Source organism: Fibrisoma limi BUZ 3 (assembly GCF_000296815.2).
GTDB classification, from domain to species: domain Bacteria; phylum Bacteroidota; class Bacteroidia; order Cytophagales; family Spirosomataceae; genus Fibrisoma; species Fibrisoma limi.
In genome coordinates this window covers 122805-147939 of record NZ_CAIT01000004.1, presented here as the reverse complement: position 1 = coordinate 147939, position 25135 = coordinate 122805, and the positions used below count along the sequence as shown (strand labels likewise).

The 25135-nt window shown below is 54.9% G+C and carries 17 protein-coding genes; 5 read left to right on the top strand and 12 right to left on the bottom strand.

Annotated features, from left to right (window positions below; all coding sequences use genetic code 11):
• Positions 1-46: 46 nt before the first annotated feature.
• The 4 genes from BN8_RS01150 to BN8_RS01135 are packed head-to-tail and all read right to left on the bottom strand — an operon-like array spanning position 47 to position 7116.
• On the bottom strand, positions 47-2473 hold the full coding sequence (locus BN8_RS01150) for a hypothetical protein (protein WP_009279929.1): 2427 nt from the start codon (positions 2471-2473) through the stop codon (positions 47-49).
• A 9-nt stretch (positions 2474-2482) separates the two neighbouring features.
• On the bottom strand, positions 2483-3598 hold the full coding sequence (locus BN8_RS01145) for a DUF4249 domain-containing protein (RefSeq protein ID WP_009279928.1): 1116 nt from the start codon (positions 3596-3598) through the stop codon (positions 2483-2485).
• A gap of 6 nt (positions 3599-3604) precedes the next feature.
• Entirely contained in the window at positions 3605-6382 is a 2778-nt protein-coding gene (locus tag BN8_RS01140) for a TonB-dependent receptor (RefSeq protein WP_009279927.1), read from the bottom strand.
• Positions 6383-6384: 2 nt separating this feature from the next.
• The gene (locus tag BN8_RS01135) at positions 6385-7116 is read right to left on the bottom strand and encodes a hypothetical protein (protein ID WP_009279926.1); all 732 of its coding nucleotides are present in this window, start codon (positions 7114-7116) and stop codon (positions 6385-6387) included.
• A 221-nt stretch (positions 7117-7337) separates the two neighbouring features.
• Between BN8_RS01135 and BN8_RS01130 the strand changes: the two genes are divergently transcribed.
• From BN8_RS01130 to BN8_RS01115, 4 genes are all read left to right on the top strand, one after another.
• On the top strand, positions 7338-7619 hold the full coding sequence (locus tag BN8_RS01130; protein ID WP_009279925.1) for a hypothetical protein: 282 nt from the start codon (positions 7338-7340) through the stop codon (positions 7617-7619).
• A 109-nt stretch (positions 7620-7728) separates the two neighbouring features.
• Complete coding sequence (murI, locus tag BN8_RS01125) at positions 7729-8559, top strand: glutamate racemase (RefSeq protein ID WP_009279924.1); 831 nt, start codon at positions 7729-7731, stop codon at positions 8557-8559.
• Positions 8560-8650: 91 nt separating this feature from the next.
• Positions 8651-10120, top strand: coding sequence for a carotenoid oxygenase family protein (locus BN8_RS01120; protein ID WP_009279923.1), 1470 nt, complete (start codon positions 8651-8653; stop codon positions 10118-10120).
• Between the two features lie 287 nt (positions 10121-10407).
• Entirely contained in the window at positions 10408-10692 is a 285-nt protein-coding gene (locus BN8_RS01115) for a hypothetical protein (RefSeq protein ID WP_009279922.1), read from the top strand.
• A 96-nt stretch (positions 10693-10788) separates the two neighbouring features.
• On the opposite strand, the gene BN8_RS01110 is transcribed toward BN8_RS01115, so the two are convergent.
• Positions 10789-12174: a RagB/SusD family nutrient uptake outer membrane protein gene (locus BN8_RS01110; protein ID WP_009279921.1), complete on the bottom strand. Its 1386-nt coding sequence runs from the start codon at positions 12172-12174 to the stop codon at positions 10789-10791.
• A 5-nt stretch (positions 12175-12179) separates the two neighbouring features.
• Positions 12180-15380, bottom strand: coding sequence for a SusC/RagA family TonB-linked outer membrane protein (locus BN8_RS01105; RefSeq protein ID WP_009279920.1), 3201 nt, complete (start codon positions 15378-15380; stop codon positions 12180-12182).
• Between the two features lie 594 nt (positions 15381-15974).
• Between BN8_RS01105 and thrA the strand changes: the two genes are divergently transcribed.
• Positions 15975-18446, top strand: coding sequence for a bifunctional aspartate kinase/homoserine dehydrogenase I (gene thrA / locus BN8_RS01100; RefSeq protein ID WP_009279919.1), 2472 nt, complete (start codon positions 15975-15977; stop codon positions 18444-18446).
• A gap of 39 nt (positions 18447-18485) precedes the next feature.
• Here the strand turns inward: thrA and BN8_RS31460 are convergent, their stop codons facing one another.
• The 6 genes from BN8_RS31460 to BN8_RS01070 all read right to left on the bottom strand — a co-directional run bounded on the left by BN8_RS31460 (position 18486) and on the right by BN8_RS01070 (position 25054).
• Complete coding sequence (locus BN8_RS31460; RefSeq protein ID WP_009279918.1) at positions 18486-19289, bottom strand: LytR/AlgR family response regulator transcription factor; 804 nt, start codon at positions 19287-19289, stop codon at positions 18486-18488.
• A 25-nt stretch (positions 19290-19314) separates the two neighbouring features.
• A complete protein-coding gene (locus tag BN8_RS31455; protein ID WP_009279917.1) occupies positions 19315-22476 on the bottom strand; it encodes a sensor histidine kinase in 3162 nt (1053 codons plus the stop codon).
• A 203-nt stretch (positions 22477-22679) separates the two neighbouring features.
• Positions 22680-23030, bottom strand: a complete 351-nt coding sequence (locus BN8_RS01085) for an energy transducer TonB (protein WP_009279915.1) — start codon at positions 23028-23030, stop codon at positions 22680-22682.
• Positions 23031-23092: 62 nt separating this feature from the next.
• Entirely contained in the window at positions 23093-23464 is a 372-nt protein-coding gene (locus BN8_RS01080) for a hypothetical protein (protein WP_009279914.1), read from the bottom strand.
• A gap of 29 nt (positions 23465-23493) precedes the next feature.
• Complete coding sequence (locus BN8_RS01075; RefSeq protein ID WP_009279913.1) at positions 23494-23928, bottom strand: hypothetical protein; 435 nt, start codon at positions 23926-23928, stop codon at positions 23494-23496.
• A 256-nt stretch (positions 23929-24184) separates the two neighbouring features.
• Complete coding sequence (locus BN8_RS01070) at positions 24185-25054, bottom strand: hypothetical protein (RefSeq protein WP_009279911.1); 870 nt, start codon at positions 25052-25054, stop codon at positions 24185-24187.
• Positions 25055-25135 lie beyond the last annotated feature (81 nt).

Below are 25135 nucleotides of genomic sequence, written 5' to 3'. Positions count from 1 at the left end.
CTCCAGGGGGTTGGGGGTAACACACAATACCAGCATGAAACTGGTACTACCTGACCGGATTCTTTACGGTAAATGTTGTTTGCTGGCTCCCCCCCTGCCCCTGCTTCGTCAGGCCATTCACATCGATCACGTAGCGCCCTTCCTGATCGGAGGTAAAAAATTCAATCTTTCCTTTTCCGGATGCATCAATTGCCAAACCAGGAGACCAGTACAAAAGGGTCCGGGCGTCGGGCAGGCGGCTTTCAAACTGCCTTGGGGTATCGTAGCGGGGTGCATAGAACTCGCGCTGCAATTGCAGTCCATCGTAATCGACTTTCAGCAGACCGGGGTCAAGTTCGAAACCGGCCAGATCGCCTTTGTATGTAGAGAAACTGATCAGTCCGTTGAACACCGTTCTACCAATGAAGTACCGTTTCGTCATAACATCCAGTCGGTTGATCTTCAGCGGGCTAAACGCCATAATCCGGTCCATGTCGAACACCGGAACCCCGTCCATCAGCACGAGCGACGGTTCGTCGAAGAATGCCCGGTACGGTGCGTTGATGACGACCAGCCGAAACTTGCCCTGCCGCTTCCGGGGCTGAATCCCAAGCACGTACTCACGCAATACGTCCTCCATGGTCGTGAATCGGGTATAATCATCCAATTTGTACGATTCGTCGGTCTTGCCGTAAAAAGCCGTACTGTCGACCACCGGGTAGCGGTATCGTACCGAGCGGTCGCTCCAGTAGGTGTTCTGTACCTGCATGGCGACGCTCCGATTCAGTACCGATTCGGCCGTCTGCTGGCTCAGATCAAATGCGGGCAGTCGGGTAGCCGACCATTGCTCCGCGAACGGGTTTATGATCGACAGGCGGTTCAGGCTATCGGCGGGTTCGGTCCGGACAACGACCTGTTTTGGCCCGTACGCGTCTTTTAGTTCAAATAAAACCCGGCCGGCCGTATCACTTTCTGCCACGTAGAACCGAATGGGTTTGCCGATGGTCGACAGGTAGGTTGTGATGCCTTTGACCGGCGCACCCGATACGGGGTTTTTCACCATACCCTGCACAACCAGCCCATTGTATTCTGGTGCAAACTGAAACGCAGTCGATGGCTTCGTCAACACGTTATCCCAGGTAAATCGACGCCAGCCATGCGTCAGCATCAGGTTATCGACAGCCTCCTTAACGTCCGGATTTTCGGCTTGTACGTAGTATTCGGGCGATTCGATTGTCCCACGCAAATCGGAGGTAAGCCATAGATAACTCAGCAGGTTACCCGACGAAGCTGCGGGCAGCGAATCGAGCCGGTACACGGCCACCGACAGATCGGCCGCACCGTTTTTAGCCATTGACGGCAGCGTTACATCGATGCTCACTTTTGTCCGCGATGCATACTCGCTTTTGTCCGGCGTCAACCCGATGTTCAGGGACTGTTCGGGGCGCTTAAAATAAAGGCGTTCGCAGACCGGCCTGCGATCCATATTGAACACGGTCAGGTGCGAAATGCCGTCGCCCAGCTTCTTTTTGTCAATCAGGAATGTTGCTTCCTGCTGCATGGGTCGCATTTCAGCTACGTTGACGACCTGCCGCGTATGCCCCAGCAGATACACCAGCGCCTGGCCGACTACGTTCGTGCTGACCGTCACTTTAAGCTGGTCACCCCCGGTTTCTTCCAGCCGCATGGTGTACCCCTGCGCCTGAACTGCCGGCAGTGGCCGCACCACCGCTCGCCCTTTTTCATCCGTAATTACCACCCGGTACGTTGTGTTCGGCTCGGGTGTGACCATGAAATGACCAATGCCGAAGCGTTGCGGAGTAAACCGGCTCACCGTATCGTTTTGCTGGTTCACGAGCGCCCCCCGAAAGGCAATGCCTTTGCCGGACTCATCGGTTACGCGAAAGGCAACCTTACTGCTCAGCCCCTGTACCAACTGACCTCCCTCCGGAAACAATTGAACATCGTAGTCGGGGGCAGCCGCCAGCACCGGCAATTCCAATCGTTTGAAGGAATTGACAATGGTGATCGGCTTTTCGAAGAAGAAATCAGCACCGAAATTTTTCATCCAGTTGGTATAAGCCCGCAGGAGGTAATGACCCGAATTGATCGACGTGGGCAGAAAAAAGGCTCCATTGCCGCTTCCGGCCGTCAGCGCTACTTTAGCCTGCACGACTGGCTTACGCTCCCGGTCGAGCACCTCCACATAAGCGACCTTACTCACGTCCAGCGGCCGGTGAAACGTACCGTCCACGCAGTACACCTTGAACCAGAGCATTTCGCCGGTGAGGTAAAACGCCCGGTCAGCGTGGACAAACACTTTCTCCTGAAGCGTCTGTTTCCGATACTGATCGAGCCGCTGCACGACCGGCTGAAGCCCCTCGGCGGGTTGCCCGGCGGCTCCGTACCCAACGAGCAACAGCAGACAGCAAACAAAACGGAGTTGGTTACCTTTCATGCAACGTAGCAAGGATGTGTTAGTCAGGTTCTGCATCAGTAGATGTCAGTCTTCCCAGAATGCCGGTTTAACGTTAGTGCCCCTCAGGCGGCAATCGACGCAGCCGTCGGAAGTAGCGAAGTATCGCCCGTCGTCGTTGATATCGATAATGAATTTGTTCTGCTCGATCAACTCTGGTAACGTCAGTGTATCAACGACGCAGCTTTCGTAGCCCGTGATGGTCCGCCGGAAAGGTAAATCACTCCGATTGATATAAATACGTTTCGTGGCTACGGAACCCGCGCCGAAGTACCCCAGTACCGGCTCATTCGGGTTTGACACCGACCGAACGTTGCCCGTCACCTGGGTCGGCTGCGGATCAAACAATGACCCCAGGCTCTGGGTAGTTTTGGCCAGTTGATCCCAGTACTCGTACGCTTCGCGCGTCAGGGCGTACTGCCTCACCAGAATGCTGTACCGAATGCCCAGTTTGGCCGACGTGCCGGGGATGAACGTCAGCGGAAAGTCATTGATCACATCCTGACTTAGTCGCGCCGATGAGCCCAGCATGATGTTCGTCGAGCGATTGGTAGCCCAGCACCGAAAAATATCAACCAACCGTGGCAGCACCTCCCTGTTTACGATCTCATAAAAGGACTGATAACCGGCCGTGAATCGCCAGGTCTCCTCAAACTCCCAGCGGTAATAGCGGGTGTTATTCTGCGGGTCGCGCGTATCCAGAAAAAGCTGAATCCCATCGTTCTCGACCCGCCAGCCGATGTCTTCGATAGCGGGCGTTTGCTTCACCGCCACATACTCGGACAGGTACTCGCTTCCGCGCGACGTGCGGATACGCAGCCGGTACTTCTGGCTGGTTTGCGGACTCAGTCCGGTGATGGAATAAACGCCCGTAGTGGTTTCGTTCAGGCGGTAGGTTTCGTTGCGTTCGCTTTCAATGGTAACCTGCGCCCGGGTTTCGGCCGTTGGGGCTTTCGTATCCGAAACGTTCTGGGTCCGCGACAGCCGGATGGTTGTGGTTGTGCCCGGGCCGCTATCCAGAAACCCGTCTACCACCAGATAGGTGTTGGGTGCCGCAATTTCAGGGGGCCGGTACGGGTCCACGCAACTGCTGACCAACACCACCAATAACCAGCCAAGTCCTTTTTTCAGGGATGTATTCATGCGTAATCAGAATCTGAAATTGTACGTAACGGACGGAATCGGCTGGCCAAAAATCGACAGCCTATACCCGCGAATGACCCCGTTTTCCGAGCGGAAATACACCGAGTAGGGATTCCGCCGACCGGTCAGGTTATAGACCCCGACGGTCCACGAACTATGCGCCAGCTTTTTGATCTTATGATTGCCTTCGATGTTCATCGAGAAATCGACCCGGTAGTAATCCGGGATGCGATACTGATTGCGCTCCGAGTACAGTACCCGCTGCGAGTTGCCGAGCGTGTATTTGGCCAGCGGCAAGGTGATGGGTCGCCCCGTATTGTAGGTAAAATTGAGCGACATGCTGAACCGCCGGTTAATCTTGTAGTTGCTGATCATCGTGAAGTCGTGCGGCTTGTCGTAGTTGCTGGGGTACCAGTTCCCCTGGTTGATCCCTTCGTTCGAAGGAGTCGGCTTCACCCGCAGCAGCGTCCGGGCGTAGGTATAGCTTACCCAGCCGTTCAGCTTACCTGTTAGTTTCTTCACCAGAAATTCCACACCGTACGCTTTCCCTTCGGCATTGACTACGTCCGTTTCAATGTGGTTATTGAGCAGCAGCGTGGCTCCGTTCCGGTAGTCAAGCATGTTTTCCATGGTCTTGTAATACCCCTCGACCGATGTTTCGATGGTGTTGTTCTTGAAGTTCTTGTACAAGCCCAGCGAGTACTGATCGCCCACCTGTGGTCTGATGTTCGGGTCGCTCAGTTTCCAGATGTCGGTTGGTGAAATGGCCGTCGTGTTCGACAGCATCTGAATGTACTGCCGCATCCGGTTGAAGCTCACCTTGACCGATGCCTCGGACGTCAGGCTGTAGCGGGCCGAGAACCGGTATTCCGGCCCGTGGTACGTATTGATCACCTCGTTGTTGTTGTAGGCGACCGTATCGACAATGTTGCTCACCGACCGTGGCAGGCCCGGGGCGTAGTAGAACACCGACCGGGGTCCAAGGTAGTTATAGAGGGAATACCGGAGGCCGGCGCTGATCGACAACCGCTGGCTGATGTCATAGCGGTCGCCAATGTAGACGGCGCTTTCCAGCCCCTGTTCGTTAGGCACCACATCGGGCGTAATCAGCGACTCCCCTCCGCGCGGCAGGAACGTACCGGGCTGCAGTTTGTAGTACGTCGAACTCACCCCAAAATCGATGGTATGCCTGGCGTTGGGGTAATAATTAAAATCCGCCTTTACGGTACCCTGGCCGATGGAGAACCCGAGCTGGTAGGCGTTTACCGGATTTAATTCGCTGGTGATGTTGTATTTGTAGTAACTATACCCGCCCGTGAAAACGCTGTAAAGTTTGTTGTTAAAGATGTGCTTCCATTTCAGCGTTGCGTTCTGGTTCTGGTAGCGATACACCGTATCCCGATCGAACCGGAACCGGTCCTGGCTCAGGTAGCCGGTCAGAAACAGGCTGTTTTTCTCATTGTAATCGTGGGTGATGTGCAGATTCAGGTCGTAGAATGATGCCTGACTATTCTGATACGCGGCATTGGGTAGTTGCCGCAGCAGCCAGTTGGAATACGTTGACCGGCCACTAACGATGAACGAGGTTTTCTCTTTGATGATTGGGCCTTCCAGCGTCAGCCGACCGGTGAGCAGGCCAATCCCCCCCGAGCCGGTCAGCTTCTTCTTGTTGCCGTCGCGGGTCAGCACATCCAGCACCGACGATAACCGCCCACCATAACGCGACGGAATCCCGCTTTTGTAGAGTTCAACGCTTTTAATCACATCGGGGTTGAAGGCCGAAAAGAAGCCGAACAGGTGCGCGGAGTTATAGACGGTCGCGTCGTTGTACAGGATCAGATTCTGGTCGGTTGCGCCCCCGCGTACGTTCAGCCCGGTTGAGCTTTCACCTACGGATTTCACACCCGGCAACGTCAGCACTACCCGCAGCAGGTCGGTTTCACCCAGGGCTGTCGGGACCTGCTTCATGGTGGCGATGCTGATGCGCTCCTGCCCCATCTGAAGGCCCGACACGTTCACGTCCTTCTCGGCTTCAATCACGACCTCCTTTAGCGGAATCACATCGTCTTCCATCTCGATGTCGAGCTTGCCGTCGTTGTACAGGATAATCTGACGCCGGGTATCCTTCAGGCCGATACTGCGGAGTCTGAGGTCATACCGCCCGCGTGGCAACGTAATGGAATAGTAGCCAAACTGGTCGGTTACCGTACCAATACGGGGATTGTCGATGTAGACGGCCGCCCCGATGATGGGCTCACCCGACGCAGCGTTTCGGACGTGACCGGCCGCCGTGGCCCGACCCGACCGAATGGGATTAGTTCGCTGCCCTACTTCGTAAATCTTCGTTTCGGCGGCTACCAGTTTCCGGCGCGTTTCGGTCAGGTAAGAAGCGGCCGCTATAGAATCGGCCGACGAACCGCCTGTGATTCCCCGCTCAAAAAAACCAATGGGCAGTTCGGTCCGGATGGGGCGGTTCAGCGTAATGTAAACCCGCTGCTGTTTGTCGATGGCGTAGGCGAAGTTCGTGCCGGTAAAGAGCTGCCTGAGTACCTCCGGCAATGGCTGCCGATCAATCTGTAGATTGACAACCAGGCTGTCGACCTCGGCCGGGTTGTAGAAAAACCGGTAGGGCGTACTGACTTCCAGGCGTTTCACAAACTGCTCGAAGCGCAGGTTGGTGTAGTCGCCGTTGAGGGGTTTATCAGCAACGGTCTGGCCGAAACCAGGCCGAACAAACCAGAAAAGAGTGAATACAAGAAGTGTGGTCCGGTAAAAATAGGTCATACTCAACGGGCTAAGGCATCATACTGTTTCACAACGCCGGTGATGGCCAGCTCGCGTTGCTTTCGGAATTTTATACCGTTCGTACGCAGGTAGCGTCGCAGCGTTTTTTCCTGATCCGGAAATAGCCCGAACAACGATTGCTGCGATTTAATCTCGTGATACGTACCGTCGTTTGTCTGCACGAAAAAGCGGTCGTTCTCCTCAAAATTGGCTTTGTATTTCCCGCTCGAGATATCCTCGTGGATGGTCTTAACGCGTTTGGCCAGCAACCGGACAGAGCCATCGTAGAGCACCTGGTAAAAGCCGGTACGAATGCCGTTGTTGCTCAGACTATCGGCCACCAGTCGAATGAAGCGGTGTGGCCCCAGCGAAAACGAATCGACCCGCTCGCTATGCAGCCGGATGCGAAACAGTTTATCGATCTGATCGATCAGTACTTCATCCCGAACAATATCGTGGCGCATCGCTACGTCGTGGTAGCGTACGTCATTGTACTGAATGTAGCCGGTTAGGGTGCTGTCGGTAAGGAAATAAGGGTGGCCCGTGATACGATAGTCGTATCGGATGTATTCTGTCCCGTTGTTCAGGTGTGGCTTGTCCGGAAAAGCCCGCTCATAGACCCGAACGGCCTGAGTAGCGGCTAACCCAACAAACGACGTATCGGCACTAACCGACTGCCCCAGAATGGGACTAGCAGCAAGCAGAAGTAAAAACAGAAGGAGTTGACACCGCATGAGCACTCAGGCAAAGCTAACACCACTACGCATTCATAACGTATGGACTCCGTAATGTAAGCAGCCGTTGCAACCTACGCACAATAATTTGGCACAAGCGGTCAATTTCTTATATGAATTGCAACGATTCGCCTAAAAACAATATAATCTATAGTTTTAATAAAATAATAAACCGGGTCTTTTCAAATGCAGTTAACCCGTAACAACTAACCACAACGACTATGGCAAGCGCAAAAACGACGACCAACCACGACGAGATTCGGACGTATGTGGAGGAACGCGACGGTAAACCGGCCCGCGTAAAAGGCACCGAAAAAAACGGCGACGGCTCAGGCGTTATCCGCATTGATTTCCCGGCCGGTGCTGGTGAAGACAAGCTGGAAGCTATCTCCTGGGACGAGTTTTTCGAGGAGTTCGACAAGAATAACCTGGCGATGCTGTACCAGGAAGAAACCAAGGATGGCAACGAGAGCCGGTTTGTCAAGTTTGTAAACCGGGACTAACCCCGTATATCATCGTTTACGGCTGAAACAGGGATTGCCGTTCAGCCGTAAACGATCTGCTCTTTGCTACCTCAACCGCAGAAACCACCGAAGTCGGTAGTTTTGCAGCATGATTACGAACCAGCCCATTGGCGTATTTGATTCCGGCTACGGTGGCCTTACGGTCCTGAAAGAGATCGTTCGCAAGCTCCCGCAGTATGATTATGTCTACCTCGGCGACAACGCCCGCACCCCCTACGGCACCCGCTCCTTCGATACGGTCTATCACTATACCCTCGAGTGCGTTCAGCATTTGTTTGCTATGGGGTGCCGACTGGTGATTCTGGCCTGCAACACAGCCTCAGCCAAAGCACTCCGCAACATTCAGCAACTGGATTTGCCGCGTATCGCCCCCGACCGCCGGGTACTGGGTGTTATCCGACCCACCACCGAAGTGATCGGGCAGTACTCCCGAACGGGCCACGTTGGAATTCTGGCTACTACGGGTACTGTTACGTCGGAGTCGTACGTAGTCGAGATTGCCAAGTTCTTCCCGGAGCTGACCGTTGTGCAGGAAGCCTGCCCGATGTGGGTGCCGCTGGTCGAAAACGGCGAACACCTCAGCCCCGGCGCCGACTATTTCGTACGGCAGCACCTCGACCGGGTGCAACAGCGCGATCCGGAGCTGGATACGTTGTTACTGGCCTGTACTCACTATCCGCTGCTGCTGCCCAAAATTCAGGGTTTTACGTCACCGGCAATCACCATCCTGAGCCAGGGTACTATTGTGGCCGATAGCCTCGCCGATTACCTGAACCGCCACCCCGAGATTGAAGCCCAGTGCAGCCAGGGCGGGAAGCTGGCGTTTTACACGACTGATTCCGCCGAAAACTTTGAACGCCAGGCGAGTCTGTTCTGGGGCGAGCCCATCCAGGCTAGAAAGCTAACCCTTTCAATATGAGCAGCAAACTCGATGAAAAAGCCCGATTGAAGCCAAACAAACCGGTTAACGCGGGGTTGTACGGATACGCTTTATCAAACCGAACCGGTTCATGTCAGTTCGTAACTACGCCACACTGCGCGATTACATCCAGGCAAATCGCTGCGTTACCGAAGAGTATACCGACGTAGTGCTACCGCTGCTTGAGGGCAGCCTACCAGCCGGGCTCGTCGGATCGCTGTACCGCAACGGCAATGGGCGATTCGAGCACCAGGGAGTCATGTACGACCATCTCTTCGACGGCGACGGAATGATTGCCCGCTTCACCTTCGACGAAACGGGCGTTCGCTACCGCAACCGCTACGTCCGCACCGCTGAGTTTGTGGAGGAAGAAAAGGCCGGGCGGATGCTGTACCGGAGCTTCGGCACCAACATCCCCGGTGGCATGTGGAAGAACATCATGAATATGCGGTTCAAGAATACGGCCAACACCAGCGTCGTCTGGCACGGCGGTAACATGCTGGCTATGTGGGAAGGGGGATTGCCCCACCATATTGACCCCGATACGCTCGATACCATCGGCCGCTACGATTACGACGGCGTTCTGCGCAATTCCTTTTCGTGGCTCGACCGACAGATTATGCCGGAACTACCGTTTTCGGCTCACCCTAAAATTCACCCGACCACGGGCATTATGCATAATTTCGGCACGGTACCCGGCACCAAACAACGGCTGGTTCTGTACGAAGTAGACCCGGCTGGCCGGGCACGTATTACCAAAACTGTTGAGATGCCCTCGGTGATTTTTGCGCACGATTTCGTGCTGACGCAGAGTGGACACCGCATCTTTTTTCTGCCCCCGGTCGCCTTCGATATGCTGCGGGCGTTTGCAGGCATTACCTCTCCGGCGGCTTCCATGCGCGTCGACCGGTCCAGCCAGACTACAGTTCTCGTAGTCGCCCCCGATGGCCGGGAATACCGGCTCAAGACCCACTTTGGTTTTGTCTTTCACTACATCAACGGCTACCAGGACACCAACGGCACGCTGGTGGTTGATGCGCTTCGGTTATCCGATTACCCAGAGTCGCCGGGCATGAAGGAATACCTTGTCGGCAACATTCCCGACGACACTGACATGGCCCGCTTTGTTCGGTACCGTATCAACCTGGACTCCCAGACTGTCGCGCATGAGGTCCTGTCTGACTACCAGGGCGAGCTTCCCGAAATTCATCCGAACCGGGTAGGCCAACCGTACCAATACACCTGGACAATCGGTCGGCCGGCTACCCACTCCATGCCGTTGCTGGATCATATCGTAAAGCTGAATGTACAAACCGGCGAGGGCTGCCACGCCTACGAGACTGATACCCTGCCCAGCGAGCCGATTGTCGTACCACGCCCGGGCAGCACGCGGGAAGACGATGCCTGGCTGCTGTACCTCCGTTTCCACGCACCCTCGCAGAAGACCGATCTGATCGTGGCCGATGCAGAAGACCTGAAAACCGTAGCCCGACTGCGGCTACCCCACAACATCCCGCTTGGCTTTCATGGCCTGTGGCTGGGCGATTCAACTACTAACTAGAAGTAACAGTCGGGCATCAGAAAACTCCGGCTAATTCCTTATAGCCGCTGCAGCTCAACCACTCCCTTATAACTGGTCACGCCCAGCTCAATACGGTGTTGCGCCAAAACAGACCGTAATGAACTGACCATGGACGGGAGTCAGAACAGGTCGCCTGTTTTTAGCACTGGGACGGGGTGCGCAGAAACTTGTAGAAACAAACCCTACCGCTGAAACAATTCTGGGGTAGCAAGCCGATAGAAGAGAACGGCCCGGTGCTTTTACGGTAGTCTAAACCCTATCCCATCATGAAAACGATAACTACCCTCAACTGGGTCCTGGTTGGTCTGTATGGGCTATTGCTCATCTTTACACTATTCAATATCAATCGCCCCGGCAACGACGCGGCCGGGCGAGGTATGGAAGGAGGTTTTCTGGTCGTTGGTGTCATCCTGCTGGCAGCCATGGCCGGCCTGAACCTAATGCCCTACAACTGGTCTAAAATTACCGCTCTGGTCGTACAGGGGCTTCCGCTGCTTGTGATACTTTATAATCTCATTTCTAATTACCTGGATTCCAGCCAGCAGCAATAGGCCAGTAATTCCTTGTGCATAAGCGGCCGGGCAAATCAGCAGGTTCTTCCTGCTAACGTACCCGGCCGCTTATGTACCTATCTTCTTGTCAGGCGCTTAATAGCCCTGATTCTGCGGAAAAGCTGTGGGGTTATTGTACGTATCAATTTCCGACTGCGGAATCGGGTACACGACCCGGTACGTCGGCACCGTAATGTTCGTCACCTTGAGCGCGTCAACGGCCGTTCCGGTACGAATCAGGTCGAACCATCGATCATTTTCGAGGGCCAGTTCCAGCCGCCGTTCATTAATCACAGCCGCCCGAAACGCGTCCTTCGTTGCCAGTTGGGTCGCCGTATACGTAGCAACGCCCGCTCGCGTCCGGACTTCGTTTAACCGCTGGAAAGCCTCGCCGGTAGCCTGGTACTCTACTTCGTTCAGTGCTTCGGCGTAAAGCAGCAGTACGTCGGCGTAACGCAGTACCGGAAAATCGTTGCCTACGTCATTGGTGGCCGAAAACTCGTCGTAATACTTACGGGGTACTACGTTTACGTTGCTCGGTACCGGTACCTGCACCGTCAACGGAAGGCGTTTGTCCCCGGCCGGGTAGGCTGCCCGCAGCGTCGGTTCGATGTTGTCGCCAATGTTGGTACCGTACCACAGGCCGTGGCCTTCGGTCAGTGAGCCGCCCACGCCTTTTCTGAACTTCACGGCAAACACGATCTCCGCGTTGTTTTTGTTCGCTACGTTGAACACATCGGCTACGTTGGGCAGCAGCCGGTACGTACCGCTGGTGATCACTTCGCGCAGCACCGGAACGGCCTGGGCATATTTCTTTTCGGTGATGTATACTTTGCCGAGCAGTCCCTTTGCCGCCCCGGATGTAGCCCGCCCAATATCGGCACCGGTGTAGCTGGCCGGCAGGTTGGCCGCAGCATCGGTCAGGTCTTTTTCAATAGCCGCGTAGACCTCAGTCACGTCGTTACGGACATACGACCGGGCATCGGCAGTCGTACCGGCCTTCAGGACGAGGGGTACCCTTCCCCATAACCGCACCAGGTTGAAATACGACAGCGCCCGGATAAACTGGGCTTCACCTTTGTAGCGGGCTTTGAGCCTGGCGTCCATCGCCACGGCGTCGATCTTATCCAGAATCAGGTTGCAGCGATTGATGCCCGTATATAAACTCCCCCAGGTATCGCGCAGGATGGTGTTGGTGGTGGGCTCGATGAACCGGTCAATGTTGTAGCGCAGACCAGCATTCGACGAAGGATCATTGTCCAGTACGTTGTCGCCCCGGGCTTCGATCAGCGTATTGAAATCTCCGCCGTACTGGTTCGACGATTGCAGAGCATCGTAGGCTCCGTTCACCGCATTACCGAAGTCGTTGGCGGTCCGGTAAAAGTTATCAACGTTAGGCTGCGACTGCGGCTTGAGATCCAGAAAATCGTTCTGGCAGGCAACCAGGCCAAGGCCGCAAAGGAGTATGAATGCGTTTTTCATGGAACTCAGAAGGATACGTTAAGGCCGAGGGACATGGTGCGTGGAAGTGGGTACGTGCCGTAATCTTCACCAGCCGAAAGCGCATTGTCGGGCCGGCTGCTCACCTCGGGGTTGTAACCGATGTAGTTGGTGAACGTAAACGGATTCTGAGCCGTCGCGTAGATTCGGGCCCGCGTCATGCGTAGTTTCTGCAACAGGGACGTTGGCAGGGCGTAGCCCAGCGAAATGGTCCGTACCCGAACAAACGAACCATCTTCGATGTGCCAGGTTGAGATTTCGCCGTTGGAGCCTGTTTGCAGCCGATTGGCCCGGTTATGCTGCCCATCACCCGGATTCTCCGGCGACTGCCAGCGGTTCAGCGCCCCCCGGAACTGATTCCCGTTGCCTTCTTCGTTGTAGATATATCGCCGGATCAGGTTCATGATCTTATTCCCCTGCACGCCCTGCACCGTTACCCCCAGGTCGAAACCCCGGTACGCGAAGTTGTTAACGAAGCCAAACGTGTATTTGGGAAAATAGCTGCCCGTAACGGTACGGTCGCTGCTGAAGTCAATGCGCTTATCGCCGTTTACATCGACAAACCGGAAGTCGCCCGGTTTGGTCGTGGCCGTTCGCGGATACGCATCCACTTCGGCCTGGTTCCGGAATACACCATCGACCAGCATGGTGTAGTACTGCCCAATGGGGCTACCAATCTGCGTGATGAACTGTGCCCCGGCCACGCCACCCGACACGATGATCGGATCACCGGAGGGACCGAGTGCCACTACCCGGTTGCGGTTCGTAGCCAGGTTAGCGCTGGCAGTCCACTGAAACTGGCCAAACGTTTGCCGCGTACCCAGGGTAAACTCAAAGCCCCGGTTGTTTACCTTACCGATATTCTGTAGCTCCGTGCTGAAACCCGACGCACGCGGCACGGGTACATTCAGGAGCAGGTCCGACGTATTGGCGTCGTAGTAATCAACCGTCAGGCTAAGGCGATTGCGGAAGAAACTGGCGTCGAAACCGATGTCCAGCATAGCCGTTTTTTCCCACTTCAGGTTGTCGTTGGCCGAGTTCACCGGTGCCAGACCACTCGTAATGACATCGGCCCCCAAAATGTAGTTCCGGTATTCGAGCAGGCTGAGCGAGCCATAGTTGGGAATCTGAAAATTCCCGGTCAGGCCATAGCTGGCCCGTAACTTTAAATCGCTCAGCCAGGTTTGTGAACGCAGAAATGACTCCTGCGAAACATTCCAGCCGGCCGATACGCTCGGGAAGTAGCCCCAGCGGTTGGCGGCCCCAAAACGCGATGACCCATCGGCGCGGATAGCCGCCGATACCAGGTACCTGCCGTTATAGTCGTACTGAACCCGACCGAGATACGACAGCAGCGACCATTCCTGAATATCGGTCCCCCCGGCGGTTACCTGCCCGGCGTTAAGCGTCTGCACCAGATCGTTCGGGAAATTGGTAGCCGTCAGTTCGGCCGATGTCCGCCGATCTTTTTGGGCCGTAAAGCCGACCAGAGCCGATAGGTTGTGCAGCCCAATGGTGCGGTTGTAGTTTAACGTATTCTCGACCAGCCAGTTGATGAAATTCTGTGTCCGGGCGAATCCAGTCGGGACAGAAGGGCCTTTGCGGTCGCGGATTTCAACAATCGATGGCCGGTAGTAATTACGCTGGAAGTTGTTAATATCCGATCCAACGCTCAGCCGGTACGAAAGGCCTTTGGCGATGTCGTACTGCGCGTATGCATTTCCCAGCAGGCGCAGGTGATCGAGCTTGTCGCTCACTTCGCGAGCCACCGCTACCGGATTCAGGATAGATGTCGCTCCGTAGCCCCAGCCATTGGCGTCGAAATTATACGTACCATCGGGGTTGTAGACCGGCCAGATGGGCGCAATCTGCACTGCCAAACCAATGACGCCATCGGCCAGGTAAGGTCCTTCCGCTTTGATCAGGTCATGGTGCGCAAACGTGGGGTTGAGGTTGAACCCGACCGATAGCTTCCCGCTTTTTATGTCGACATTGGCGCGGGTACTGTACCGTTTATACCCTGAATTGATCACCACCCCGCGCTGGTCGAAGTAGTTGCCTGATACGTAATACCGCACGTTGGCGTTCCCACCGGCAATCGAGAGCGTGTGGTTCTGAATGGGGGCCGTCTGAAAAATCTCGTCCTGCCAGTCCGTATTGGTCAGGCCGGGCTGCCCCGACAGATACGGGGTAACCTGGGGTGGAATCAACGTACTGGGAGCCCCTACCCCGCGCTGCCGGATCTCATTGGAGTCGGTTGGTCGCCCGTTCGGGTTCCGGTCGAGGTAAGCGTTGTTTTTGCCTTCGTAATTGAGTTGAGCGTACTCGTAGGCGTTGAGAAGATCCAGCTTTTTGGTCACCTGCTGAAACCCGACGTACGTATCGTAGCTCACCGTTGTCCGGCCTTCCTTACCGTGTTTGGTTGTCAGCAGCACCACCCCGTTGGAACCCCGCGAGCCGTAGATAGCAGCCGCCGACGCATCCTTCAGTACTTCGATGCTCTCAATATCGTCGGTATTGATTGTACTCAATACGTTGATCGGATTGTCCGGAAACTGGGTATTGGTGCTGCCGGTTGCAAACTTTGTATCCCGCGAGAGCGGAATCCCGTCAATTACGTAAAGCGGATCGTTACCGGCACTGATTGAGCCCGTACCACGCACCCGTACCGACAGGGCTGCGCCCGGTGCGCCGGAGGTCTGTGCCACCTGCACCCCCGCGATTTTGGCCACCAGGGCCTGATCGAAGCTCGTCACGGGCTGATTGGCAATGTCCCGCGCTTTTACAGAGCCGATAGACGTAGTGATGTCGCGCCGGTTCTGCACCCCATAACCCACCACGACTACCTCGCCCAGGGCGTTGTCGGCGTTGGTCAGTTTGACATCGACGACCGTACGGTTACCAATTTCGACCTCGTTGGGCTGATAGCCGATGAACGAAAAAACGAGCGTTCTGGCCCCGCTGGGCAGCGTAAGTTGGTAGCGGCCATTGGCGTCGGTCGTCGCCCCCACGCTGGTGCCTTTAACCTGAACGGTCGTACCGGCCAGGGCGTCGCCTGTAGCGGCATCGGTGACACGACCGCTGACCGAGGTCTGCGCATAACTCAGGTGGGCTATCAGTACGAACAGACTGACCAACGCCCCTTTCCTGAACCCGCTGAGCAGGCGTTTACAGCTAAAAATGGACATAAGGGAATGGTTAAACAGTGAATAGTGAACGCTTAATAAATCGGCCGGAAGTGCTTGATTATGTACTTCCACTTCCTGAATCCGATGGTACGCAATTATACGCAGCGAATCTTGATTTTCTATTTATAGTACCAAGCCAGAAAGCAAAACCTGATTGACTTACTACCCATTTTTACCTGACTCGAATCGCTAATTTTCTAAAATTTAACGAGCTTCTCCGACAGTGTTATCAAAACGAATCAAATATTCTACTCATCCCATATACTATGAAAAAGTCTATTTCAACCTGTGTGGCTCTGTGAGTACCCCTAGCTGTTGAATCAAGACTGCCCCTGCTGGTTGCCGAAACGTTGACTACTCCTTGGACTTACTACTCACTCGGATGTCGGCAATTGGTCAGACACGCACGACCGGATAAACATGTCTTTTTAATTTCTGCTACCGACGCGGTGGCTTGCCGCTGTCTTTCCGTTATCTTTGCGGTTCCAGTTACCCTCATCAACGGCTTCCTGATTAGTTATGAGCTTGAGTGTCGTATGCCCTTGGCAGCAGTAATTCGCTCTTTCGCTCATTCACTCATTCGCAATTATTATAATGTTCGTATTAAAATTCGGCGGTACTTCAGTTGGCTCGATCGAGAGCATAAAACAGGTTATCCAGATCATTGAAACCCACCGCGAACAGGGCGATACTATAGCCGTTGTGCTGTCGGCCATGAGCGGAGTAACGAACCAGCTTATTGAAATCGGGCGGATGGCTACGGGTGGTAACCAGGACTACTCAGAACTCGTCCGGCGCATTGAAGACCGGCATTTCAACGTAGTCAAGGCTCTAATTCCGATCAAGGAACAAAGCAAGGTATTTGCGTCCATCCGGGGGGTTATCAACGAACTCGAAGACCTGCTGCGGGGCGTATCGCTGATCCGCGAGTTAACGCCCCGTACGATGGACCTGGTTATGGGCTTCGGCGAGCGGCTATCGACGGCCGTCGTGACCGAGTGTCTGCGTAGTCGTGGGCTTTCTGTCGCCTTCTGCGACGCCCGGAAGATCATCAAGACCGACGATCAGTTCAGCCACGCGGAGGTGGATTACACGCTCACGAACGAGCTGGTGCAGGCTCATTTTGCAAAAGAAACAGCGTTGCAGATCGTGACGGGCTTCATCGGCTCGACGGAGAAAGGTGAAACCACCACCCTCGGCCGGGGCGGTTCCGACTACACGGCCAGCATCCTTGGTGCGGCCCTCAACGCCGACCGCATCGACATCTGGACCGACGTAGACGGCATGATGACTGCCGACCCGCGCAAGGTACCCAACGCCTTCAATATCCCGACCATTACGTATGCCGAAGCGATGGAACTGTCGCACTTCGGCGCCAAGGTAATCTACCCGCCGAGCCTACAGCCGGCCTTTGCCCGCAACATTCCGATTCGGGTGCTCAATACGTTCAACCCGACGCACGACGGTACCGTCGTGAGCCGGACGGCCGAACGGCGGCAATACACCATCACCGGTATTTCGAGCATCGACGACATTGCGCTGGTAAACGTACAGGGCTCCGGCATGATCGGGGTAGCGGGTGTATCGGCCAAGCTGTTCGGGGTGCTGGCCCGTCACCGGATCAGCGTCATCCTGATCTCGCAGGCGTCGTCAGAACACTCGATCTGTTTTGCCATCGATCCGCGTGGAGCCGAGAACGTGAAGGCCATTCTGGACATGGAATTCGCGACCGAAATTGCTCATGGACACATCGATAACATCAGCATCGAGCGCGATCTGTCGGTTATTGCCACCGTCGGTGAGGGGATGCGGAAGAGCTCGGGTATCGCCGGAAAGCTGTTCTCCGTGCTCGGGAAGAACGGGGTTAACATCGTAGCGGTGGCGCAGGGTTCGTCGGAGATCAACATCTCGGTGGTGATCAACAAAAACAACCTGTCGAAGGCCCTCAACGCCATCCACAACGTATTCTTCCAGTCAGAAGCGCGGGTGCTGAATCTGTATCTGGTTGGTACCGGATTGATCGGCAAAACGCTGCTGAAACAGATTTGCAGCCAGTACGAATTCCTGCGCTCCGAAAAGCTGCTGAAGGTGTGCGTCGTTGGCCTGGCCAACACTAAAAAAATGCTGCTCGATCCGAAGGGCGTTGCCCTGGACGCCTGGCACGAACGGCTCCTAACCGAGGGCGTCACGACTTCGCTGCCCGCCTTTGTGGAGAAAATGCAGGACTATAACCTACCGAACTCGGTCTTCATCGACTGCACCTCCGACAAGGACATTGTGCAGTTCTACGAATCGCTGCTGGACGCCAACATCTCGGTCGTAACGCCAAACAAAGTAGCCAATTCCGGACCGTACAGCGAATACCGGCGACTGCAACGAACGGCGCTGAACCGGGGCGTCAAGTTCCTCTACGAAACGAACGTTGGTGCTGGCCTGCCCATCATCAACACCCTGCAGGGGCTGATTACGGCCGGCGACCAGTTTATTAAAATCGAAGCGATTCTGTCGGGTACGCTGTCGTACATTTTCAATTCTTTCGGTTCCGGCGATCCGGCGAGTCGGCCCACGTTTGCGGACGTAGTGCGCGAAGCCAAAGAAAAAGGGTATACTGAACCCGACCCGCGCGACGACCTGAGCGGCCAGGACGTAGCCCGTAAGATCCTGATTCTGGCCCGCGAAGCCGGTTTCCCGCTGGAGCCCTCCGATGTGACAGTCAAAAACCTGCTGCCTCAATCATGCCTGGATGCTCCCAGCGTACCAGCGTTTTTTGACGAACTGGAGCGGAATAACGACTACTTCGAAAATCTGCTTCAGGAGGCCGAAGCCGAGGGCAAGAAACTGCGGTTTGTTGCCTCGTTTGAAGACAACAAGGCCATAATTGAACTACGGTCCGTTGGACCGGAGCATCCGTTCTATCAGTTGACCGGTGCCGACAACATCGTGTCCTTCACCACGGAGCGGTACAAAGATCGGCCACTGGTGGTGAAAGGTCCCGGTGCCGGCGCGGAGGTGACGGCCTCCGGTGTGTTCGCCGACGTAGTAAGCATTGGTAGCTACCTGGCCTGATTCAAGACTTCGCTGGGCAGACTGTCGGCCGCTACTAACTCACGACCAGGTAGTTTGTTCTATCTTTTCGGCATTGCTGGCATAGATATGCAGTTCCCGAACTCGCCCGTTCAACAGCAGGCGGCAGCGAGTTCGGGCTCCTTTTTCGAGGTAGTTAATCGCTTCCTTATTAACAATGTGGCTACGGCCAATTCGGAGAAACAGTTGCTTTGGAAGCTGTTTTTCGAGCGTATCCAGGGTAAGATTTGGTACGTTGATGTGCTCAACCTGACTGCAATAAATACTGATCTGCCGATTCGACGCTTCGCAGTACATGATGTCGGCCACCGGAATGCGGTGAAACGCGGAACTACTGTGAAAAATTAGGTGCCGGGGACCGGTAAAATCAGAGTTGCCGGTCTGGGAAAAGGCTTCTTCCAGTTGCGCTACGATCTCGGCTTCATGCTCCTTATCAGCAAGCCATTTATGGTAGAACAGGCGAACTTTCTCCTTCAACAGCCGTGGATCAACCGGCTTGACCAAAAAATCAGAATGCAGGTAAGGGGCGGCTTTCTGAACGGCCGTCAGGGCCTCGTCGGGGTAGCCCGATACAAAAATAACCCCGTAGGACTGGTGCTGCACCGATAGTTCATCCAGCAGGTCGAAACCGCTCCGGACCGGCATCTTGATGTCAAGAAAAATCAGATCAGGCTTGTGCTCAATGAGCAGGTCAATACCTTCAGTAACGTTGCCCGCTTCGCCTACTACGTCCACTTCGGGCAAAGGCGACAGCAGCCCTCGCAAGGTCCGTCGGATAGGCAGTTCATCGTCAATCAATACAGCTTTAACAACGGGTACAATCATAGTTGTGTGGGTTAAGCAATCCTAATCAAGCCAATGCCGACGTAGTGTCCGACATAGGTTTCGGCTCGGTCGCTGGTGCATCATCGCTGGCTTCTTCGGGTGGGAGAACGGGATGGAGAGGCAGACTGGCTTCCTGTCGCACACCCACACCCCCGGCCTTGGTTTTAGCTAAATCCGTGATTTGTTGCCAGCTCCGCAGCGTATTGTACTCATTCAACTGATTCAGAACGGCTTCGTTAATACTCAGTCCCCGACCCGTGCTGCGTCGGCGGTACTGCCTGGCCTGGTCCAGCCCAACGCCATCATCTTCTACACAGATATACAGGCGCTCCTGGTCGAGCCTGACCGTTAGCTGCACTGTGCCGCCCTCGGGTTTATTCTCCAGCCCATGCTTGATGGCATTAGACACATAGCCCTGAATGAGCATTTTCGGCAAACTCGTCTGCATTGGTACATCGGGCGCTACCTGTACGGCAAACCGAATACGCTCGCCGAAACGCACACGTTCAAGATCCAGGTAGTTGTTGACAAACTCCAGTTCCTCGCCTAATGTCCAAAAGACCCGGCTACGGCTCGTCAACTGATTACGGAAGATAGCGCCAAACTTGGCCAGATACTCTACGATGGTTTCAGGATCATTCTCAAAAGCAACCGACTGTACCGCCATCAGAAAATTTGAGACGAAGTGCGGGTCAATCTGGTTCGATATGGCTTTCAGTTCCAGCAACGCACGCTGGCGACTGGCTTCGGCAAGTTGTTTCTGTTTATGGGCGGCTTCGGCTTCGAGTTGCGCGAGCCGGCGCTGCGTACGGGCCGCTTTGAGCCGCCGACGGGTCACTGTCCGCACCTGCCGGATTCGCCAGAACGCCAGCCCGACCACTACGCTGACAATAACCCAGGTACGAAACCACCACGTTGCCCACCAGGGCGGAGCAATCTGAAACGCTTGTACGTATGGCCGGGTATTCCAGAGGCCATTGGCCCGCAGTACCCTGGCAGTCAACCGATACCGGCCATCCGTCAGGTTACGGAATGTGATGATATTCTGCTTGACGGGCGCCGACCATTCGGCCAGGGTTGGATCGGGTTTGCCGTCCAGTCGTTCAAGTCGGTAGCTATACGTACTGTTGGTAAGCGCGTTGTGGTTATCCGGCTCAAGCAGCGTGACTTCCAGATCGTTCTGGTTTGGATTCAGGTGCATATCGGCCTGCACATCGATGCGCTGGCCGGTGCGAAGATCCCGGAACGAACAGATGCCGGCCGGAACGGGTTTGAGTTGTTCTATCAACTGCGTCTCCGGAATCATCATAACGCAGTTTTGCGTAGGTATCCAGAGACGCCCCTTTGTGTCGCGCCAATAGCCTTTAAAGAAACACTGGCTTCCGCGGAATCCATTTTCCTGGTCGAAATACATGACCCATTCCTCTCCCCGTTCGTAGAAACGCTGCCGGTCCATCACAAACAGGCCTTCCAGCGTCCCGATGATCAGGTACTTGTTCAGAAAGCGGCAGTACGTAATTGTTTTCTGTATGTAATCGGCCGCAATGCGTCGGTACTGCTTATGGTCGTACAGCCAGAGTCCCTGGTTCGTAGCCAGCCAGAGATTGCCGTGGTTATCGCGCTGGATCTCCCGCACCGTCTGCACAGGCAGGGTCCCTTCTTCCTGCCTCAGGATGCGAAATTTACGACCCCGGCCATCCCACAGCAGCGTTTTGTACGCTCCTCCAATCCAGAACGTACCAGCCTTATCCTGCTCAATTGTATTGTATTCATCGGTCGGCAATGGTATTCGGTCGGTCAGCTTCATCGTCCGCCGATTGTAGATTAGTAACGCTCCTGAGCCAGCCAATAGGTAGCGATTGCGAGGTACGTCATCGTAAAAAGCGGTTATAATGTCCGTCGTGTCCGTACCGGGAAACTGTTGCAGCACACGGCCATCAAACCGGAAGACACCATCGTTATCGCCGGCCGAAAAGACGATGTTTCCAGCGGCATCGTGCTGGGTAGACGGCCGGAAATACCGCATCAGGTGTCCCCGGAAATACGTACTGTCGACCGTGATGCCATGCGGTGTAAGCCGACTCAGGCCATTGCCCCACGAGCCGAACCAGATAGCCCCCGTACGATCCTCCCCCACGGAACAGGTCCCCTTCACCCACCCCTCCGATTCGTCGAAATACCGCCAGCCGCTTAACCGGAGGTGATAGAGCCCATCGCTCGAGGAAGCAACCCAGAGTTCGCCATTACGGTCGAAAAGCAGATGGTCGATCGGCGAACTGCTTCGGTGCGAATGACTGAGCGACTTACCATCATACCAGCAGATATTCCGGTTGTCGACCTGTCTTTGAAACGCAATTTCCTCGTTCAAACCGACCGCGCAGATGGACAGGTAATCGGCCGGAACGGGGACGGTGTACAATTTTTGTAGGGACTGACCGTCAATTCGGTAAAGGGTTGTTCCAGACAGCCCATACACCCGACCAGCCGGGTTAAGCAGCAACTGATCCAGCGCCGGTCCGGTATGCAATTCGGTAAGTCTGTTGTTTTGCAGGCTCCACAAACGCCTGTCGTCAGTCAGCAGCAGCAATCGCTTGTTGATCCGGTCCGCCAATACCCCCCGGAATGATTGCTCGGGGTTAGCAAAGAAACGACCTGTTACATTCTGAGCTTTACCACCGACCCAGCAATACAGCCGATGGCCTACATGATCGAGCTTACTTTCGGCTGTAAACCAGAGCCGACGTTCATGATCGGCGACCAGAAATCGCATCCGGTGCCGAAACACGCCGACACCATAGTCAATATGATGTTCGCGCACGATCAGGCTGGCGGTACCGATGCCGTTGATCTGAAACAGCCGGTTGTTTGCATTAGCCCAGACGATCCCGTCGTCGGTAGACGTAATGCCCGACACGTTCATATCGGGGAGCATCGGGTAGCGCCGGTGATTGGCAATGGGCAACGTTCCGTCATAAACGTTTAGTCCGAAAATGGTACCGATCCACAGTCGGCCCAGGGCGTCCTGGTGCAATTGGCGTACGTGGACGTACGAAAGACCATCGTACACACCGTATTTGCGATCGGCAAACTGCTGCGCCAGCCCATCGGTCGTCCAGCCGCAAAATACCAGTCCAGCCAGCAGGCCGGCTACATAACGGGTGGCGTGAACAAGCTGACGAACAGGCATATACAATCTCGAAACAACAGTGATTCAAGATACAAGAAATAGCCTTATGTCGATGGGTGGCACCCCGCGAACGGGCGAATACGCCTGATTTCTGCGTCAAATGACTTAGTAAGCGGTCGAATTCCTGAGTATCCAGTACCCGATCAGCAAAAAAGCCGGGCTCATCAGAGCCCGGCCAATCGAGATGCACTTTTCGTCAGGAATCAATCCTTCATTGTAAAGCGGATACGGACCATATGCCGGATCTGCGTGTCAAGACCAGCGCCGAGCATAGGTTTACCAAGCAACTGCCGGATTAATTCAGCATTCAGGGATTCGTCTTTGCTGTGCACACGGATGTCGGCCATGCGTTGTCTGGTATCAATGCGGAAGCTGATCACAACCACCCCCGCCCGGTCGGCCTGTTGCAGTACGTCGGGATACGTAAGGTAACGGGCAACCTGCCTGCTCAGGATTTTCGGCCCGGTTGGATCGTGCGGCCGGGCACTACTCGTCTGGTTGAGCGCAGTACATAGGCTTAACAGCGTGCAGATGGTGAACAGAATGAGTTTCATACCTTTTGTTGTTTACTGTTCTGATTGGTGTTGGCGCTCTGACAACCTTATCTGGTGGCTGCCTATTGATTGCTGTTAAGCCGGCTGCGGCCGCAGTCGCCAGCTTTAATGGTGACCGTACCAGACCATTTGCTCACCGACTTACCCCTCAGCTTCGCAACCGCTTCCAGCGCGTAACTGCCCTCGGGCCGCTCCACACGCAGAATCATCCCGGCAATCTCGGTTTGGCAGTCGGGTTGCTGACCTATCAGATAAGGCTTGGTTAGCGAGCCGGCCAATTCCCCATTGAGCCTCACCTCGATCTGATCGAACTGATCAGACGCTTTGTTCGTGTAGAACTGATAGCTGCCCATAGCGGGTTTGATGACTTCGCGTTCGTTGCTGCAGCTAACGGCAGTTAATAAGGTAAGCAGGGCAATAACAATCGTTTTCATTGATGGATTGACGTTTTGGTTTGAGAGGATTATTGCAAAATGAATCTGAACAGACGGCACTCATCTGCCGCGAAAGTCAGCGTACCGCTCCACTTTTTCACAACCTGACCACCTTTGGTGGCGGTTGCTTTCAGGACGTACTGACCGGCGGGCCGCTTGGCTACGACGAGCATTTTAGGAATTGACAGGCCACACTCCGGAACCGGATGCTGAGAGGTGATCAGAAAAGGAGTCGTGATTGTACCCACGGTGTCGGCATTAAGCCGAATGTCAATCCGATCGAATTTCCAGCCAGTTGTGGAGGTCCAGAATGTGAACAATCCGGCTTTTGCGGGCGGTGGTGTTCCGCCAACGTCAATGGCCGCGACTCGGCCACCGGGCGGAACCTGATCATCATTAGCCTGTGGCGGCTCGCAACTGGCGGCCGTCGCCAGCACCGCCAGTGAAAAAAGGAGTTGTTTCATCAGTAGTTGTTGTGTTTGATTGAATTACGGCTCAAAACTACCGGGCATTGGGTGGTGGACTGGATGGGGGCCTGGACAGCGGTCTGAAATGTAGGCAGGACAGCATCAAATCCGGATTTTAACGGATGAAACCTAAACCGATGAGCAAACGGTAAGTAGCTGGCCGAAAGCCAATAAACAAGCAAAGCCACCCCGGCAAACAGGATGGCTTCGCTAATGGCCTGAAAGGCAAACTGGCGCTATTTAGTAGACCTTATTACTGACACTGGTAGGTGAACGCCTGTCGGCTTTTGCGGCTGATGGGCGTCGGTACACTCAGGGTGTACGTCTGGGAGTTCTGCTCCTGAGCCGTCAGTTTGTTGTCCGCGTCATAGAGCAGAGAGATCGTAGTGGATTCACGCAGCGAACCGCGGGTGCCGTTTGCGTTGATGGCGTACGTTCTGAAGCCACTTGGCGCTTTCTGGTGCCAGAACCGGCCGGGCAATCCTTCATTATTCTGAATTAACGCCATCAACGTCATCAGGCCGGGTTCGGGCATATACGTATAAGGTGAAGCATTAGCATCAAAGGTATAGTCGGTTTCCTGCACCACGGCCGTGCCATCGACGTAGCCAAACCGGGAGCGCTCATTGATCAGGTTTCCATTAGCGTCGTAGGTAAAGGTGAATGTCCGCTCGTTAATCAGCGAACCGGTCGGCAATACCTGCCGTGCTTCCACGATTTTACTCAAACGACCCGCCGTAGTGTACTCTATCGTGAAGACCGTCTGGGTCCGCCCTCCGCTGGCGTAGGTAGCCCGGGTAGCCGGTGCGTTGGCCCCGGCAAAGTCGAACGTGATCGTGGCCTGATTGTTTGTAGCCCGTACCAGACGATTGTTTTCGTATACCGTCTGGAAGCTGGCTTCCTGCCGGGCCGACCGCTCGAAAAGGGCCGCCAGGGCCTGTCCGTTGTAGGTGAAGCCACGTTCCAGTACGTTGGTCAGGTTGCCGCTTGGGTCAACGTTCTGGTCGGTCATCCCCACCAGCCGACAGACAACCGGATCAGGATCCGACTCGCGCTTACAGGATAGGCTGGCCACCAGCAGCAATGACACAAGAATACGGTTGGGTAACAAAAAGGGTCTCATTTTTTGCGATCTATACACAGCAAATGTATACTGTATGAATAGGCTTACCTACTTTCTGACGTTAGAATAATGTAATTTAGC